17 protein-coding genes and 2 pseudogenes are annotated in these 16279 nt (G+C 33.9%); all 19 read right to left on the reverse strand.

What is annotated here, in order from left to right:
• Positions 1-3 precede the first annotated feature (3 nt).
• Positions 4-1011: a hypothetical protein gene (locus JCM10519_RS22475; RefSeq protein ID WP_347845167.1), complete on the reverse strand. Its 1008-nt coding sequence runs from the start codon at positions 1009-1011 to the stop codon at positions 4-6.
• A 343-nt stretch (positions 1012-1354) separates the two neighbouring features.
• Complete coding sequence (locus tag JCM10519_RS33055; protein ID WP_347845168.1) at positions 1355-1483, reverse strand: hypothetical protein; 129 nt, start codon at positions 1481-1483, stop codon at positions 1355-1357.
• A gap of 154 nt (positions 1484-1637) precedes the next feature.
• Positions 1638-2546 (reverse strand): hypothetical protein, encoded by a 909-nt coding sequence (locus tag JCM10519_RS22490; RefSeq protein ID WP_054742031.1) that lies wholly within the window; start codon positions 2544-2546, stop codon positions 1638-1640.
• A 548-nt stretch (positions 2547-3094) separates the two neighbouring features.
• Positions 3095-3406, reverse strand: a complete 312-nt coding sequence (locus JCM10519_RS22495; protein WP_054742033.1) for a hypothetical protein — start codon at positions 3404-3406, stop codon at positions 3095-3097.
• A 347-nt stretch (positions 3407-3753) separates the two neighbouring features.
• On the reverse strand, positions 3754-4392 hold the full coding sequence (locus tag JCM10519_RS22500; RefSeq protein WP_054742040.1) for a glycosyltransferase: 639 nt from the start codon (positions 4390-4392) through the stop codon (positions 3754-3756).
• A 259-nt stretch (positions 4393-4651) separates the two neighbouring features.
• A complete protein-coding gene (locus tag JCM10519_RS22505; RefSeq protein ID WP_054742041.1) occupies positions 4652-5830 on the reverse strand; it encodes a hypothetical protein in 1179 nt (392 codons plus the stop codon).
• A 160-nt stretch (positions 5831-5990) separates the two neighbouring features.
• Positions 5991-7134: pseudogene (wecB, locus tag JCM10519_RS22510) on the reverse strand (UDP-N-acetylglucosamine 2-epimerase (non-hydrolyzing)).
• A 1-nt stretch (position 7135) separates the two neighbouring features.
• Entirely contained in the window at positions 7136-7486 is a 351-nt protein-coding gene (locus tag JCM10519_RS33060; RefSeq protein WP_347845169.1) for a glucose-6-phosphate isomerase family protein, read from the reverse strand.
• Between the two features lie 241 nt (positions 7487-7727).
• Positions 7728-8273, reverse strand: coding sequence for an NAD-dependent epimerase/dehydratase family protein (locus JCM10519_RS33065; protein ID WP_347845170.1), 546 nt, complete (start codon positions 8271-8273; stop codon positions 7728-7730).
• A pseudogene (locus tag JCM10519_RS22520) lies at positions 8258-9283 on the reverse strand (polysaccharide biosynthesis protein). The gene JCM10519_RS33065 and the pseudogene JCM10519_RS22520 overlap by 16 nt, the downstream one beginning before the upstream one ends.
• Positions 9276-9554 carry a hypothetical protein gene (locus JCM10519_RS22525; RefSeq protein WP_054742042.1) on the reverse strand — a complete coding sequence of 93 codons (279 nt, stop codon included), beginning with the start codon at positions 9552-9554 and terminating at the stop codon, positions 9276-9278. The pseudogene JCM10519_RS22520 and the gene JCM10519_RS22525 overlap by 8 nt, the downstream one beginning before the upstream one ends.
• 7 nt (positions 9555-9561) lie before the next feature.
• Positions 9562-9783: a hypothetical protein gene (locus JCM10519_RS22530; protein ID WP_054742043.1), complete on the reverse strand. Its 222-nt coding sequence runs from the start codon at positions 9781-9783 to the stop codon at positions 9562-9564.
• Between the two features lie 225 nt (positions 9784-10008).
• On the reverse strand, positions 10009-10452 hold the full coding sequence (locus tag JCM10519_RS22535) for a glycosyltransferase (RefSeq protein ID WP_054742045.1): 444 nt from the start codon (positions 10450-10452) through the stop codon (positions 10009-10011).
• 65 nt (positions 10453-10517) lie between these two features.
• On the reverse strand, positions 10518-11738 hold the full coding sequence (locus JCM10519_RS22540; protein WP_054742047.1) for a glycosyltransferase: 1221 nt from the start codon (positions 11736-11738) through the stop codon (positions 10518-10520).
• A 741-nt stretch (positions 11739-12479) separates the two neighbouring features.
• The gene (locus tag JCM10519_RS33070; RefSeq protein WP_347845171.1) at positions 12480-12977 is read right to left on the reverse strand and encodes a hypothetical protein; all 498 of its coding nucleotides are present in this window, start codon (positions 12975-12977) and stop codon (positions 12480-12482) included.
• Positions 12968-13423, reverse strand: coding sequence for a hypothetical protein (locus JCM10519_RS22550; RefSeq protein WP_054742050.1), 456 nt, complete (start codon positions 13421-13423; stop codon positions 12968-12970). Before JCM10519_RS22550 ends, JCM10519_RS33070 begins: the two co-directional genes overlap by 10 nt.
• Positions 13424-14491: 1068 nt before the next feature.
• Positions 14492-15082 (reverse strand): glycosyltransferase, encoded by a 591-nt coding sequence (locus JCM10519_RS22555; RefSeq protein ID WP_054742052.1) that lies wholly within the window; start codon positions 15080-15082, stop codon positions 14492-14494.
• On the reverse strand, positions 15075-16022 hold the full coding sequence (locus JCM10519_RS22560) for a CDP-glycerol glycerophosphotransferase family protein (RefSeq protein ID WP_347845172.1): 948 nt from the start codon (positions 16020-16022) through the stop codon (positions 15075-15077). The genes JCM10519_RS22555 and JCM10519_RS22560 overlap by 8 nt, the downstream gene beginning before the upstream one ends.
• Positions 16009-16279 (reverse strand): CDP-glycerol glycerophosphotransferase family protein (locus JCM10519_RS33075; protein ID WP_347845173.1); only part of this gene is annotated, 271 nt, incomplete at its 5' end. The genes JCM10519_RS33075 and JCM10519_RS22560, both read right to left, overlap by 14 nt.

Consider the following 16279-nt stretch of genomic DNA (forward strand, 5'->3'; position numbering starts at 1 on the left):
TGATTATTCTTTATTTTCCAGGACATTCATCATATATTCATGTACTTTGATTCCACAAGTTCCATCAAGATTAGCTGCCAGAGTGGATAATTCCTCTATTTGTCTTCCTCTAACCGCCTCTAATTTATTATTAATCAAATCCTCCACAAATCCCTCAAATGAGAATATCTTGCTTTCTCTTCGGAAAAATCCACACCTTTTATCCATCTTTTCAAAGCCATCCTCACCTTCTGTCAGTTTAGCGAAGTCCTTTTCGCCAAGGGTAGGATAGTGCATCTCATATGTTTCATTCTCCACATGAATCAATGCTGTGGCATCATCATAATGCCTCTGGACTATGATAACATTCTGATCTATCTTTGCACCAAATTCGCAGGATAAGAAAAATTCAGGCTTATAGCCATTGGCATTTTCCTCTGCCTTCTTCCAGAAATCTTCTAGCAACAGAGTTGACTTTCCTGTTTTCTTGTCCAATTTTACCATGCAGTTGGAAAACCCAGGTACAGTCACCATCCATTTTCCCATATCTATCAGTGATATGTGAGCCAGATTCCTGCTCGGTGATGTGCAAGGCCAAGACCGGAAGCCCTCCGGCATGGGGAACGTCTTGATTTTCCCTGAACGCCTGTCCCATCTAACAATATTACCGCAATTCACCTCAGTTAGCCATAAGTAACGTTCCTCCGCTACGATTCCTGAGTATCCACTTTCTACGCTTCCTACAGAACAAAGTGTATACGTTCCATCCTCCATATTAAAACGTAAGATACGATTAGTATAGGTAGCGGTAAGCCACATATCTTTGCCGCTTATTGCATACCCCCAAATCACTCCCTGTTTAGCAGCTTCTTCTTGGCCCACCTCCTCCCATAGTTCTTGTATGCATTCCGTATGATAGTTCCATTCACCTGTTTCTGTGTTAAACTCTGCGATGTGATCATCTACGAAAGGCAGATAAAATATTCGATTGCCATAGGATATAATCCGACCTCGGAATGCACTCTCATCCATATCCCCTTCCCCTATCAACTTTATCTCTTTAGAATCTATATCATATACTGCAGGACGCCTAGCAATATAGGGTGAAAGAAAAAGCTTTTTCCCGTTTTCGCAAGAAAAGGATATGCACCATACCATTTAGGTTGTTTTTTTACACGCCCTACATAGTGCACTGACTTTATATCGTTTTCCATATAGAAGAGAGCATTATAACGGTTAGTGGTAAACCATATCTTATCTTCCTGCCTTACCATATCCGTAATGTGAACTTTTCTTTTTTCTGTATCCGAAGAAGCATTTGTAATGTAATTGTTTAATATAAAAATCGGTTTCCCTACCGCTCCAAATAAATAGATTACCGATGTGCCTCCTCGCCTATATAAGCATCGGATATGGCGACTGCCCTTGAGATATCTGATGTTTCGTCTAATACACCGATCTTGTTTTCGATAAAATATTCTTTAAGGCTATGATACTCAGCCATCAAGTGAGGCCTCATAGATCTGATCGTTGCAGTCAAAAGAGGATGAGGTCTCCATATAAGCGCCACCTGACTCTGGCAGCTTATTACTTCACAAAGCCTCTTGATTTTTTTGAGATAAACGCTTCCCTCTTGCAAAAAGCATCCGATGCTGGTATTAAGCATCAATATTTTTTTTCCCATTCAATAAAGGCTTCCATGCATCTGGAATAAGTATATCTTCCCTGCAGAGCCTAATCACTCGGTCCAGCTTAGGGGACCCAAAAGGTAAGATTTTATCATAATAATACATGCCCAAACAAGAATGCTTGCTATATTCTGACTGCGCCACCATGTAGTCCATATGTCGGTAGACAGGAAATGACAGATGCTCTTTAGGAACAAGTCCACTAGTAATATAGTAAGGTACATATATTAATTTTCTAACATACCTTTTCAATTCCCCTGAATAAAACTTTGGCTCTATCCTTGTGACCAAATTACAGTCATCATATGGATTATGAACATAAGCTATATCAGGACAAATCTGCTCCAAGGAATAGTCTTGGTAATGGACAATTGGAATTTTCTCTGAAAATTGATCCCCATCATAGTGATATACCCATCTGTTAGTTTGTGAATCAAACTCGTAATATGGTATAGGCATCACATAACATTCGCACCGATCATCCTCTCTGCAGGCTTGCCAGATGCTCTCCAGGCTATCCCACATAGAAGCCTTATAAGGCATAAAGACCACATGATAAGTGGAAGGAATCTCCGCCAGAAGAACCTTGATCTTATCTGTGAGTTTATCTAATATCAATGTTTTCTTCTTGCAAATGATTTCTTCCTGCAATTCTGATACATAAAAGGCTTCCTCACAGTATTCTTCAAGAAGAGAGACAATTAGCTCATAATCTGATGAATCCCTTTCCAAAGCTTCACCTATTGCAACAGCGGCATCTTGACAATCCGCAAGCATCTGAATTACTTGTTCTCTGTTCATCATTGTGGTTATCGAACATTGTGATTGCTCCATAGAATCTAGCAAATCCATGAGCTGCTTTTTAATAAATGTACGCATAATTCTCTACTCCCTTTTTGTATTTCTATACCTATCTTACTAGATCTTGTAAAATATATTTCCATATTCATATTCACGTTAATACTGCCTATGAACAGTAACTGTAACCAGTACATACTTATTATCCTGAACCTCTATTTCAGAAAATGCAAATACATTTTTCTTCAATCCATCTAGGCGTCTTTATGTTAAAATCTACTTTTCCAGTCTTTCGGCATAATCGGCAAACTATATTCTTAAAATGTATTTTCCATAAGCTCTGTTTTTTTAAACAGGTTGGATCTCTTTCATCTTTTGTTGATTTAAACCATTAATAATTCCTATTCCTTCCTATGGATTTTTGAAATCTGACAATGACATAACTAGATGATCCTAGAGTTTTCCAATTTTCTCTCCTTTTAAATTATCAAAAGAAAATCAACTCTCTTCGCATATATCTACCACACTACAATTTTATAAAGCGTGATATTATCTACAGAGACTTCGCTACCTTTGTTTTTTTCTTCGATCATATATCCTTAAACCATTAAACCCGAACATACACTTATTCATACACTGTATAAGTTATCATTATAAAACACATTTTCTTTTAACCCTCTTGCTTGAAGTATTTCAATGACTTCTTCTGCATTAACAGGATTTAATGCCAATACAATACCAACATTACTCAGTGATTCTTCTATATCTTTCAGCTTATAAACCGGATGTCCTAAAATCTTACTATCATTGTCACTTAAATCCGTTACACAATAACCATTATATGGTATGTTTTCCTCAGTAAAATGTTTTCCATACCTTAAGGCCTTCTTACCTGCTCCATATATGATAATTTCCGGATACCTCTTTAAAAATTTTTTCAAATACATTCTGCTTTTTTAAAGTATTAAGATATCTCAAAACTTTTCTCACATATCTAGTTGCAAAAGCAGGCATTGAGGCAATCATATACAGCTTTATATTAGGTATATCACAAACTTCTTTCCAAACGCATCGATACTTCTTATAAATACTCATATTAAAATATCCATCTTCCCTTAATTTCAATAAATTCAAGGTTTTGAATAAAGTATATTTTCCGTGGTTAACTATAGCTTCCTTTTTATCCTTATAACACCCCGGAAGGGCTTTTATCGTCTGAACCCATCCATGACACATTACATAAAACATTTCATCATACCAGCCGGATTTTTCTTTAAGAGCTGATATTTCAAAAAAAAGAAGGATTCAAACTTAAATGCAATGCTTTAAAGCATTCTTTTGAAGCCAACTTATTAAAGTAAAAACTTACATGTGAAAAGTTAATAAATTCTTTTGAACTATACCTCAACTCATAATCGTTCCAATCCACATCACTTAACATAGTTTTAACATTAAGAATAACCGCTCCAAAAAGGGTAAGATGCCATGCGCAATCTCTGAAATAATCATTATGATCGTCATACACTCTTCTTCCAAGTTTCCCCGCATCATTTGCGTTGACTTCAATCATATCGTATTCAAATGTTATATTTTGTAAAACATAAGAAAGTGCCCTTTTACTAAATCTCAATGAATCTCCGCAAACCCAGATAAAATCATATGGCTTTCTAAAACCCTGTTGCTGAAAAATTTTAAAAACTTTTATATTAGCATGTAAACATGATGGAACACGAATATAATACAAATCATTCAATCGATCCTGCCATAGTCTAACCACATCTTTAGTTTCATCATTACTACTTGAGTCATAAATGTAAATATCTATCCCAAAACTCACATAGTCCACTAAACATCTGTCTAAAAATTCTTTTATAATTTGGCTGCGATTATAGGTTGGTATACAGACTGCAATTTTTATTTCTTCCATAAATTCTTACTCCTTATCCTCGCCATATAAGTTTATTTCCTTAGAACCAGGAAATTGAAAGTTTTAAATAGTATGAGAAATAATTTCTATATGTTCATAATTATTACCATTCATTACAATAGCTGCACGCAGTCCCCCTGTATTTGTACCTATAAGCGAATCACATCTTGAAAGTAGTTCTAAAACAGTTAAATATTCTAATCCTTTTAAATATGTATCATTTTCTCTTTCAAAATGTATTGAATATAACCAACGTCTTTCATGCTTTGAATATCTTTTTTTGATTCGTAAAGAAAACCTTTTCTGCAAAATAATTCTTAAATTCTACTGTCGCCTCTTCTACTTCTGTCGCAAGAAAAATATATTCATATCCTATCTTTTCTAAATAACCTTCTATATATTTTATATAAGCATTGATTGCCATTGGCAATGTATGGCCAAAAGCCATGTTATAATCAGTTCCACGATAAATAACTCCCAGTACTTTACTTGTTTTTGGAAACAAGCTTACATATACACTATCAATATAATTTTTTACATAAGTATTCAGGGCTATATCCTTATAATTCATATTACATTCTAAATGTCCAACAATACCGGTTAATACTATATTTTGGCTTTGATAAACATCCTGTAATCTATATTCACTTACAGGCTCAAAAAAATCCTCCCATGCATTATGCTTTCCCAATAATTCTTCTTGTAGATATTGGTTTTCAGAGTTTTGCATATCCACCACCGGAATCATATCATGTTCCTTTGCATACGTAATTGACCCCAATACGCTCTCCAATATATTTCCAAGTCCAAGTATTGGATCTAAGGCACCTATAACTAAAAATGTATTACCATTATTAATGTCTCCTCCTTTTATCCTTCTGTCACATACAAAGTAATTTATCCAGTCCCCTACTCCAAATACTGCTTCTCGACTTATATGAACAGCAGAATAAATTCTTTCCTTAATACTACATTCATAGCTCTCAGTAGCTTCTTGACTTAATAGCCTGGGTGGACAAATAAAAATAACATCAAACCCGTACTTTTCAATGTCGTCAATATCCTTTAAATAATTGATTTCTAAAAAGGTATTTTGGGCTTGATGTTTGACTAAATCATATTGCATTTTGTCACCCAAAAATAACACACTCGTATTATTCCAATACCCTGTTTCTATAAATAATCGAAAATAATCATTGCGTGAAAGAACTTTTTCATCACTTCCAGAATTATTTATTATTTGTTTCCTTATCTCCTTTTCATAAGAGTTCATAATAACAATGTAGTCGTACTCAAATTGATTCGTCTGATTATACGGAACTACACAATAACCATAAAAAGGGATTTCTTGTTTTTTCTCATTATTATCAATAAAACATTGTATTTCTGAAAAAAAACTGCATCTGTTTATGATATCCCAACACATATTTCTGAGCACTCACACCAGTTCCCCAAATTAAAATTTTTAGCATCTGTCATTTAACCTCTTATTTATTAAAGTACCTAATAACATTTCCATTTTTTTATTACTCTTGTTCTTTCCATGTAACAGTTTATTGGTATCTTAATAATGCTTAGGAAATTCCATCTATCTTCTTTTATTTCCTCCAGACCATCTCATTAATAACAGAAACATAACTCTGTATAAGCTTAACTACCTTTATGCTTACATTTTCATCTGCATAATCACAAACTAGAGAAGGCTTTTGCTTTTCTTTGTTCATTTGAATTGCCATATCCACAGATTGTATAATTGAATCGGCAGTAATATTACCCAAGATAAAATTTCCTGTCTCTATGGCCTCCGGCCTTTCTGTTGAAGTGCGGATACATACTGATGCAAACGGATATCCTTTCGTACAAAAAAAGGAGCTTTCCTCCGGAAGCGTACCACTGTCAGACACAACACATCTTGCATTCATCTGAAGGTAATTATAAGCAAAGAAACCAAATGGCTCCATGGGTGTCACTAATTTACTAAACTGGAAAGTTCGTTCCTGAATAAATTTTCTGCTTCTAGGATGCATACTATATATAACAGGGAGAGCATAGTATTCAGCCATCTCATTTATGGCATTCATTAAAGAATAAAAATGTTCTGTTGAATCTATATTTTCCTCCCTGTGTGCCGACAATAATATATAACCGTCCTTTTTTTAAAGCTAATTTCTGCAAAATATTACTGCTCAGAATATTGTCCCAATTTTTTTGCAAGTACTTCCGGCATAGGTGAACCAATCACAAAAGTTCGTTCTTTTGCTGTTCCTTCCGAATTCAGATACCTTCTTGCGTGTTCCGAATAACACATATTTACATCTGAAATATGGTCAACAATCCTACGGTTTGTTTCTTCAGGCAGATTTTCATCAAAACAGCGATTGCCTGCCTCCATATGAAAAATGGGTATTTTTAACCTTTTAGCGGAGATTGATGACAGAGCAGAATTAGTATCACCTAATATAAGAAGTGCATCCGGACTATGCGCAACCATTAAATCATAACTTTTTGATATAATGGTTCCAATTGTTTCACCTAGATTCTTTCCAGCCGCATTTAAATAATAATCAGGTTTACGTAATCCTAATTCTTCAAAAAAACACTTGATTTAACGTATAATCGTAATTTTGTCCAGTGTGGACCAATATATGTTCGAAATATGAATCGCATTTTTTTTATCACTTCAGAAAGCCTTATAATTTCAGGCCTTGTTCCTAAAATTGTCATTACCTTCAATCGCTTCATGTTACACTTCCTCATAATAAGTATCGGGGTGATTAATATCAAACACTTCATTAGTCCACATAATTGTGACTAAATCCTCTTGTCCTACATTAGTGATATTATGGGTATAACCGACAGGAATATCCACTACTTCAAGTTCAGCGTCTGATACAGAGCATTCTATTATTTTACCAGTTATCATATGGCGCAATCGTATTGCCGCCTTTCCTTTTACCACTAGAAACTTTTCCGTTTTTGTATGATGCCAGTGATTTCCCTTTGTAATTCCTGGTTTTGTTACATTAATAGATATTTGTCCTTTTTCTTTGCTCCTAAGAAACTCTGTAAATGCCCCCCTTTGATCTTGATTCATTTTTAAGGGATATTTAAACTCATTTTCAGGCAGATAGCTTAAATAAGTAGCATATAACTTTTTTTTCTAATATATTGGATAAGTCAGGTATCTCAAGATTATTTCTAAAATTCTTAAACTTTTTTTATAATGTCTGCCAATTCTCCTACCGTCAAATGGTACTGTTCCGGTATCTCTTGATAAATAACGCCGGAGGCCCTAGAGGATACCAACTGACCAATGATTGTATGAAGTATATCATCTATATAAGCCAAGGTAATCCTGGCCTCTTCCCGATCGATTTTATATCTTCATTGTGAGCAATATGATGACAAAATGTGGCAACTACACTATTATAGTCCGGCCTGCACCATTTACCGAAAACATTAGGCAATCTGTAGATAATTACGAAAGCATTTCTTTCATGAGCATATTCTTTTAAAATTTGCTCAGCCTGCCTCTTGCTTTTTCCATATGCATTGTCCTTCCCAGCCTGCACAGAGGAAGAAAATAAAACCATTGGAGATTTGGGATTATCCTTTAAAAAAATCCACCAAAATTCTCGTAAAATCCACATTCCCCTTGTGATATTCTTCCTCCTCTTTTGGTCGGTTAATGCCGGCAAGGTGAAACACCACATCGCACTTATTCGTATAGTTTTTAGCCTCTCCAGTGTAGTTTCTCTAGTGCACAAAAGCAGCTTTTTGAATCCTTGGTTTTGTAATTCGACAATCAAATTCCGCCCGATAAAGCCATCTGAACCTGTTATGAGTATCTGCATATCCGGGCCTTTCATAACGATCTCCATTCCGCCAGCTCATTCCGGACATAATCTATCATTAATAATTTTTCCTTAATTTGTTCGATATTCAAAATCCTTGTATTATGCGATGTATATGCCTGTGCTGAACTTATCCGATGATCTCCCTCTGTAAAGTATTTCTCATAATTCAAATCCCTTCCATCCATAGGAATCCTAAAATACTCTCCTAAATCAATTGCCTTCATATGCTCTTCTTCTGTCATCAGCGTCTCATAAATTTTCTCTCCATGGCGTGTTCCAATAACCTTTATTTCTGACTTTGAAACAAACAATTCTTTTATGGCCTGAGCCAAATCCCCGATCGTAGATGCATCTGCCTTCTTAATAAATAAATCCCCTGTATGCCCATGTTCAAAAGCAAAAAGAACTAAATCTACGGCCTCATCAAGGCTCATAAGAAATCTTGTCATATCAGGATTTGTAACCGTCAGCGGCTTCATTTGCTTAATTTGATCTATAAACAACGGAATAACACTGCCTCTGGAACACATCACATTCCCGTACCGGGTACAGCACATGGTTGTTTTATCTTCTGATATCGTTCTAGCTTTTGATACAATTACCTTTTCCATCATTGCCTTAGAAATTCCCATGGCATTAATTGGGTAAGCTGCTTTATCCGTGGACAAACAGACTACTTTATTTACTCCTGATTCAATCGCAGCCGTCAGCATATTGTCAGTACCCAGTATATTCGTTTTGACTGCTTCTAAAGGAAAAAAATTCGCACGAAGGTACCTGTTTTAGTGCAGCAGCATGAAATATATAGTCTGCTCCATACATTGCATTTTTCAGGCTCTCTTTATCTCTGACATCTCCAATGTAGTATTTTATCTTCTCGGATTGATAAGTGTGCCTCATATCATCCTGCTTTTTCTCATCTCTAGAAAAAAATTCTAACTTCCTTAATACCAGTTTGTAAAAAAACGTTTTAAAACTGCATTACCAAAAGAACCAGTGCCGCCAGTTATCAATAATATTTTATCCTCAAACATCTTCCATATCTCCTATTAACTTTTTATAAAAGCACTGTCCTATATGATATTTATTAAAAGGATGATAAATCGCATTTTTTATCTTAACATAATCCTCTTTGTCTTTTTCATATATTAGCAATGATTCAATCAGTTCGTATGCAAAGTACAAATTGCTTTGCGGACTTAACGCTTCCCTTATAAATAACTCTCTCATTCCAGACAAAACTCTTGCTTCTAATTCTTCTAATTTCCCCGATTCTTCTGCTAGTTCATAAATTTCTTTATCCAAAAATGAATTAAAAACTTTTTTTTACTTTTTCCTCTAAAGTCAATTCACAGCCTTTATTATTAAAAGAACGTAGTTCAATACTTAAATCACGGAGCCTGGTAGACGCTAAATAATGCAATGCTTCATTATCCAAACGATTCCAATTGCTTAAAAGCTTTCTATTTTCATTATAAAAAAGATTAAACATTTCATGCTCATATCCATAATACTTTCCAATAGAAACATTCATTTCATCCGACTTATAATTAAAATGATCATATACCGCTTCTTTTAATACAAAAGCTGACTTTATATCTGAAGCAATACTTATATTATATAGTCTATCTGCCCCATAAATATCATTTCTAAATTTGTACTTTTTTAACTATGCTCCGTTTATACAAATTAATCTGGTTATTCGTTAAACTACTCTTATTTAAAAAAAATCCAATTATCCCGAAATTCATCTGCATTCTCAAAAAAACATATCACTTTCAATTTTCTTATCAAAATTACTACAATCATACTCGATGATCCCTTGATTTTTATCACACTTATGTATTAATACCTTTGTCCATATCACATCCGGATGAAAGCACTCTATTTTTTCTGCCATATTTTTTAAACTTCCAGGTCTTAATCTGTCATCTGAATTAACAATATAAACATAATCCCCTTTTGCAATTTGAATTCCATTATTAAGGCTCGCATAAATCCATTGATTTTTTTGATGAACTACACGTACACGCCTATCCTCTTTTGCAATTAAGTCTGCAATTTGAGGTGTTCTATCTGCGGAGCCATCATCTATAATAATTAATTCTAAATCTCTATATTCTTGTGTTAAAACACTTTGTACGGCTATCGGGAAATATCTTTCATTATTATAAACTGGCATTATAATACTAAACATCGGCATGTGGTTATTACTCCCTTTTAAAAACTATTTTATAAAACTAAATTTCTGAATTGCTTAAAGGATCTTTAAACCATTAAAAGATTCTTTATGTTTTCAATTTTTGCGTCTGTATACTTTTGTATTTCGTTTACAGATATAATATCTTCATGAAGTGAAACTATTATAAAATCTATCTCTGATGGGATGTTCTCCTTTTTTACAGTCTTATAACCCTCTATCCCCACGTTATTGCTATCAATAAAAGCTTTAACTGCAACATTATTCTCCTCTAAATGTCTTGCTAAAATAATCCCTAATTTCCAAGCTCCATAAATCGCAACATTTTTATAGCCTTTATGCCGAATAACAGTATCCCATAATTCACTGTTCTTATTATCTTCAATTAATCTATATAAAATATCTTTTTCGTATAACAACATCTTATTTTGATTTGACTGCATCATTGCAAATTCCTTTTTAGCATGAATAGAACAAATAAAATCCCATATCCACTCCATATTTTCTTTCAAATCATTCTTATCTTCCGATTTCTGTATATAATTATAAGTAGACAATATCATAGGAAGCAACTCTTCTTTACTTATAGATGCATATTTTTTCAATAGATATCTATATGTATTAATCTGCTTATTCCAATTAGAATTTATTCCTTCATCCAGTCGAAATGCATTTACTAGACATTGGTCAACATAACCTATCTTGAATTTTTCCGCTATCCTAAGCACAAATTCATAATCCTCGGATGCCGATAATTGCCCATTAAATCCTCCTATCATTTCCACACATTTATATCTAATTAAAATAGTTGGTGTTCCAACCATATTTCTTTTTAATAACCTTTTAAAAATATCACCCTGCTTATTCTCAATTGGTATATAACTTGGTGGTACCTGACTTATCCTTCTTCCCTTATGAAAATAGTAGGGACAATATACCATTGCCAAATTAGGATCACTTTCAAATAATTTCAATTGTAATTCAAGCTTGTTTTCCTGCCATATATCATCACTATCATTAAAAGCAATAAAATCTCCCTGGGCTGCTTTTATACCTATATTTCTTGCATTGGAAGCTCCCACATTTTTAGAATTTTTCAAATATCTTATACGTCCATCCTTCATTTTCTTAACTATTTCTTCTGTATCATCTGTAGAGGAATCATCTACAATAATACATTCTAATGCACTATATGTTTGTCTCAGAACACTCATTACCGAATTTTCTAATGATTTCGCCCTATTAAAGGTCGGTATCACTACAGAAATAAAATAATTGCATTGGCTCATCTTTTTCCTCCTGAATGTGCCTATAAAATACCAACTACCATTTCAAATGGTAGTTTGATATTAGCCCCATAAGAGCAGTTTACCTGCACGTCTAAAAGGCAAGTATTAAAAGCATTATTTCCATCTTCTTATAAAAGAGGGGCTCTTCCTCTTCCTCTTTCTATTCCTGTCTCTTAGTCTTCTTACTAACATTGCATATATTTTCCAATTGTATCTTCAGAGGCATTTCCTACTATATAAATATAGTACTCCTTACTTAAGCAATACTTTTCCTCCATATTTCTGAATAAACACTATACTCAAGAATAATCAAATTTTTCTAAGTATTTAACGGATCTGTAAAAATACTACAAGTATTTTTTTGAATACATTCGCTGCCATTGCTTTTTCTGCCTCACATACAAAAATATATTCTATTGATTGAACTACCTTCATTTCAATCAAACTAACTTTTTTTATAGTGTAAAACTTGCACTTATATTTTCTTTTGCAACCAAATACTTCCTCCACTAACAGGAGTATCCAGTGGCCATCTTTTCAAAAATTTATCCATATGTCTTTTTTCCATCATATTTTGAAAAAAACAAAATTTTATAATCATTATTATTTTGCAAAAATGCTCTTAAAAGATATAGTTCATTCCAAATCATTCCACTAAAAATCCACTCCTTCGGATACTCAAATGGGTAAAAGATATCATGCAAGTGTATATAAACACCCTTTGCAATTCTTGGTAATATATCAAAAAAATAAATAATTAACATCTGATCCAATTTTAGACACATGAGTTGAATCAATAAATAAAATATCTCCCTCTTCCAATTCTTCAAATACACTAAGTGGAACATCTTGTAATCCTATTGGTAACAATTCAATTTCATCGTTCGGCCTCAATAAAGATTTCAATAAACTTGGATAGGGTTCAATAAATTTTAATTTAATTTGATTGTTTAAATAAAATTCGTTTGTATCAAGCATAACCGCAGAAGTATATCCTGATCCAACCTCAATCACTCTTTTAGGCTCTAAAATGCGCAACATACAGTGCAAGCCAACTGCATCCCCTGGACTTAGATTCGGATTGTTATACCTATACCTTAATATACTTGCAATTGAAGACGCTGTGATATCTTCCCATTGAGGTATGGAGTCATATAGGAGGCTCATTTTACGTAATGTTTCTATCTGTTCCTCTTCATTAAAATCTATATCCTTTATATTCTTTTCTTTCAGAAACAATAACTCTTCTCTATTTTTTTTATCTCTTCAAAGTCAGGATATAATGAATAAAAGTGACCATATGGAAAAAATCTTACTTTCTTTTTAGAATATCTCATATTCTCCCAATATACCACTAATTCCACGACATCAGGCGTCATAACAAAGGTGAATCCTTTTTCAGCTAAATCTGTTGCAATATCCCAACCATTATACGGAGAAACTAATATATGATAATTATCTTTATTTCCCACAAGTTGCTCGATACCTACAACTGGAATACCACAGATAACGCCCCCTTGTTTTCTAATATCATTATCACAGAAAAATTTCACATCAACATCATTCTTTTTAAGCATATCAAATAAACGTTGTCCTCGTATTCCTGCTCCAAATATAACAAATACTATTTCTGAATCCATATGCTTTTTATCAAAATATGTATTAAGTATTCTCTTTAACTCCATATTAATCTTGTATGATATTTATAGAAGCTAAATATCACATTTTCCTTTCTTTTATATTTATGGCTATAATACATTCAGATAATGTGGACTTTAGATTATTTTTCCGCGATCAACTACTTGAAAAAGAGTATTGCTACTGCTTCTTCTGAATTATTTATCAACTGAATGTGCCTAAGCCATTTCGGTTCCCGACTACTTACTTCAATAAAATATTTCACCACTATTAGATATTATAATGGCGAAATATACATTGAGCCCTTTAGTTTCATAAATGACAATGATGCTTTCATAAGCCGGTCTTTAAGTCCAATTTCTTCGAGCAGGGCAGTGTCATCATTAGTAAACATAGGTCACTACAGCAACCACCTGCAAAATTCCTTATATCTATCAATTACAAGGTCTGTGCCATTATACCTATCAAAAACCTACTATGCTATAAGATAACATCTACAAAACAAAAACAGGTATGGTATACATCTACATTTATCATGCCCCCCTTTAACATAGTTATGTCAACAGGGCCAATGCCCATTCTTCAAGAATAACTATATCTGCTTACTTAGAGCATATCCCAGTAGAATTAATGATAACCACTCTGTAAATAGAGATCAACATATAATTTTTCTTTATATATTAATCGTTGAAAAAAATTGTTCCAATAGTATCATCTTGACTAAAAATAAAAGATATTCTAAACGTGCTTTATTATATATAATTCAAAATTTTTTTTAAATCGTTTTATTCGGTCTATATGATCCTCATTTGTTTTTATATATTCAAAACTGTATTGTTTCATAATGTCCTGACATCTTTGTAAAGCTTTTTTTATCTCTTTGCTCATATGCAATCTGCGCAACATTGCTGCTATGGTATGCAAGGAATCTCTTCACTAATTCCAGTATATGAACATCTATTTTTTTCCTTTTCAAAGTTATTTATAATTATTTTATAAGCAATAAGCCAGTCCATTCTTTTATCTATATTCAATGTGTGGCATCCTGAATCCTCTCTTTGAAAATAATGATAAAACGCTTTATCCACATACTTAGCTTTTTTTAGTCTTTAGAATCATCTCCGACAAAAATAAGACATCCCCCCTAACTGCAACCTTTCATTGAATAAAATGGGTTTATTTTCATCCCAGAGAAGTTCACGCCTATACAGTTTATTCCACATATAGGCAAATCCCCTATATGAATCTCTCCTGTACACATACTCCAAAAGCAGTTCTCTATGAATTACATTTTCTGTAACAGGTAATTTATTTATAATTTCAGTACTTTGTGTTTCTGTATCATTAAACCATGATGATGCTACCATATCAACGTCATACTTTTCCATTGTCGCTAATAATGATTCATACATTTCCGGCTCTATCCAATCGTCGCAATCTAAAAATCCAATACAATCTCCTGTACACCGTAAAAGCCCAACATTACGCGCATTGCTTTCTCCCCCATTTTCCTTATGTATCACAACAAATCTATCATCTTTTTGAGCAAATGCCGCTGCTATGTCTCCAGACTCATCTGTAGAACCGTCATCAATACAAATAACCTCCAATTTCGTATACGTCTGATTGCATACACTTTGCAAACACTTTTCTAAATAGGCTGACGCATTGTATATTGGTATTATAATTGAAATTTTTTTATTCATTTTCCAGACTCCAGTTATAGTTTTTAATAATAACCAAAAAAACTTTTCTATCATCTGCAACTCTATCACTAGCATGCCCATCTTCCAGCACCCCATGTTCCTGGGAAAATTCATCTATTTTCTTTTTATATTTCTCTACATCAAACTTCGCTATATTTTCAACCAATTCATCATTATCCTTTGCCACCGAAAACGGCAAAGAATACATATCCCACATCAACCGACCACGTTCCCCTGTATACTGTTCCAAATCATCCGCGTAAAGGAAGACAGGCAAATACATATTAATAACATCAAACGCCGAACTGGAATAATCAGTTATTAACACATCCGAAGCCGCCGCCAGTTCATTCATATCATCTGCCTGGCTAACATCAATCGTATTAGCGATTCCTTTTGCTAACGGAAATTGTGCGAGCTGTGCCGCCAACTGCGGATGCAAACGCAGGAATACAAACCAAGTACCGCCAAATTTTCGTTCCAGTGCATTTACCAGCCTTTTAAAATCAATTGTAGACTCTTCCGTAAATACCTGACGGTTTCCTTTCTGACTTCCTCCCCTGAATGTCGGAGCAAACAATACTATTTTTGCATCTTGCGGCATATGATAGCGCTCCCGTATGTACTGATAGATCTCCTCTCTTCTGTTAATAAAGATATCACAACGAGGCGAACCCGTCTTGATAATATCTCCATTATAAAGCAGCATTTCAGGATACAGCTTCGTACACCATTCGGAATTAGAAGTAACATAATCCGCAAGCTTTGAATCATATTCGCTCACCAGATAAGCGATACGAGGAAAAAGTTTTCCTCGGAATTTTCCTACAGGCTTAAACTCTAGTGCAGCATGCCATGTTTGTATATAAAGCTGTTTTTTCCTCTTAGCCGTACCATATGCCTTTCTGCTGTTATCTACCCAGGCTTTAGCCGTTGTCAAATGATACGCCCTGTTGAAAAAAGGTATTCTTCACTTTCTTAATGCCATCTGGGAACTGCTTTTCCATGTTATTGACTAACCAGATAATTTCGAATTTCTCTTTCTTTTTCAGCAGCTCTTCCGCTATGTAGCGAGGATTGCAGCAATATCCCCCGTCCCCCTCAAACGTAGTGAAAACGATTTTTTTCTTATTAATAGGGAAAAGCCGAAGTAAATGGTAGAAAAGATTCGTTCTATAGCATTCTCTTTTTCGTTTT

Source organism: Clostridium sp. NkU-1 (assembly GCA_001312405.1).

What these genes read in the sequence shown, in the direction of transcription:
- JCM10519_RS22475 (WP_347845167.1), bottom strand. Translation starts at nt 1,011, where the DNA reads ATGGATGAGAGTGCATTCCGAGGTCGGATTATATCCTATGGCAATCGA.
- JCM10519_RS33055 (WP_347845168.1), bottom strand. Translation starts at nt 1,483, where the DNA reads ATGGCTGAGTATCATAGCCTTAAAGAATATTTTATCGAAAACAAGATC.
- JCM10519_RS22490 (WP_054742031.1), bottom strand. Translation starts at nt 2,546, where the DNA reads ATGCGTACATTTATTAAAAAGCAGCTCATGGATTTGCTAGATTCTATG.
- JCM10519_RS22500 (WP_054742040.1), bottom strand. Translation starts at nt 4,392, where the DNA reads ATGGAAGAAATAAAAATTGCAGTCTGTATACCAACCTATAATCGCAGC.
- JCM10519_RS33060 (WP_347845169.1), bottom strand. Translation starts at nt 7,486, where the DNA reads ATGAATCAAGATCAAAGGGGGGCATTTACAGAGTTTCTTAGGAGCAAA.
- JCM10519_RS33065 (WP_347845170.1), bottom strand. Translation starts at nt 8,273, where the DNA reads ATGGAGATCGTTATGAAAGGCCCGGATATGCAGATACTCATAACAGGT.
- JCM10519_RS22530 (WP_054742043.1), bottom strand. Translation starts at nt 9,783, where the DNA reads ATGAATGTTTCTATTGGAAAGTATTATGGATATGAGCATGAAATGTTT.
- JCM10519_RS22535 (WP_054742045.1), bottom strand. Translation starts at nt 10,452, where the DNA reads ATGCCGATGTTTAGTATTATAATGCCAGTTTATAATAATGAAAGATAT.
- JCM10519_RS22540 (WP_054742047.1), bottom strand. Translation starts at nt 11,738, where the DNA reads ATGAGCCAATGCAATTATTTTATTTCTGTAGTGATACCGACCTTTAAT.
- JCM10519_RS22550 (WP_054742050.1), bottom strand. Translation starts at nt 13,423, where the DNA reads ATGGAGTTAAAGAGAATACTTAATACATATTTTGATAAAAAGCATATG.
- JCM10519_RS22555 (WP_054742052.1), bottom strand. Translation starts at nt 15,082, where the DNA reads ATGAATAAAAAAATTTCAATTATAATACCAATATACAATGCGTCAGCC.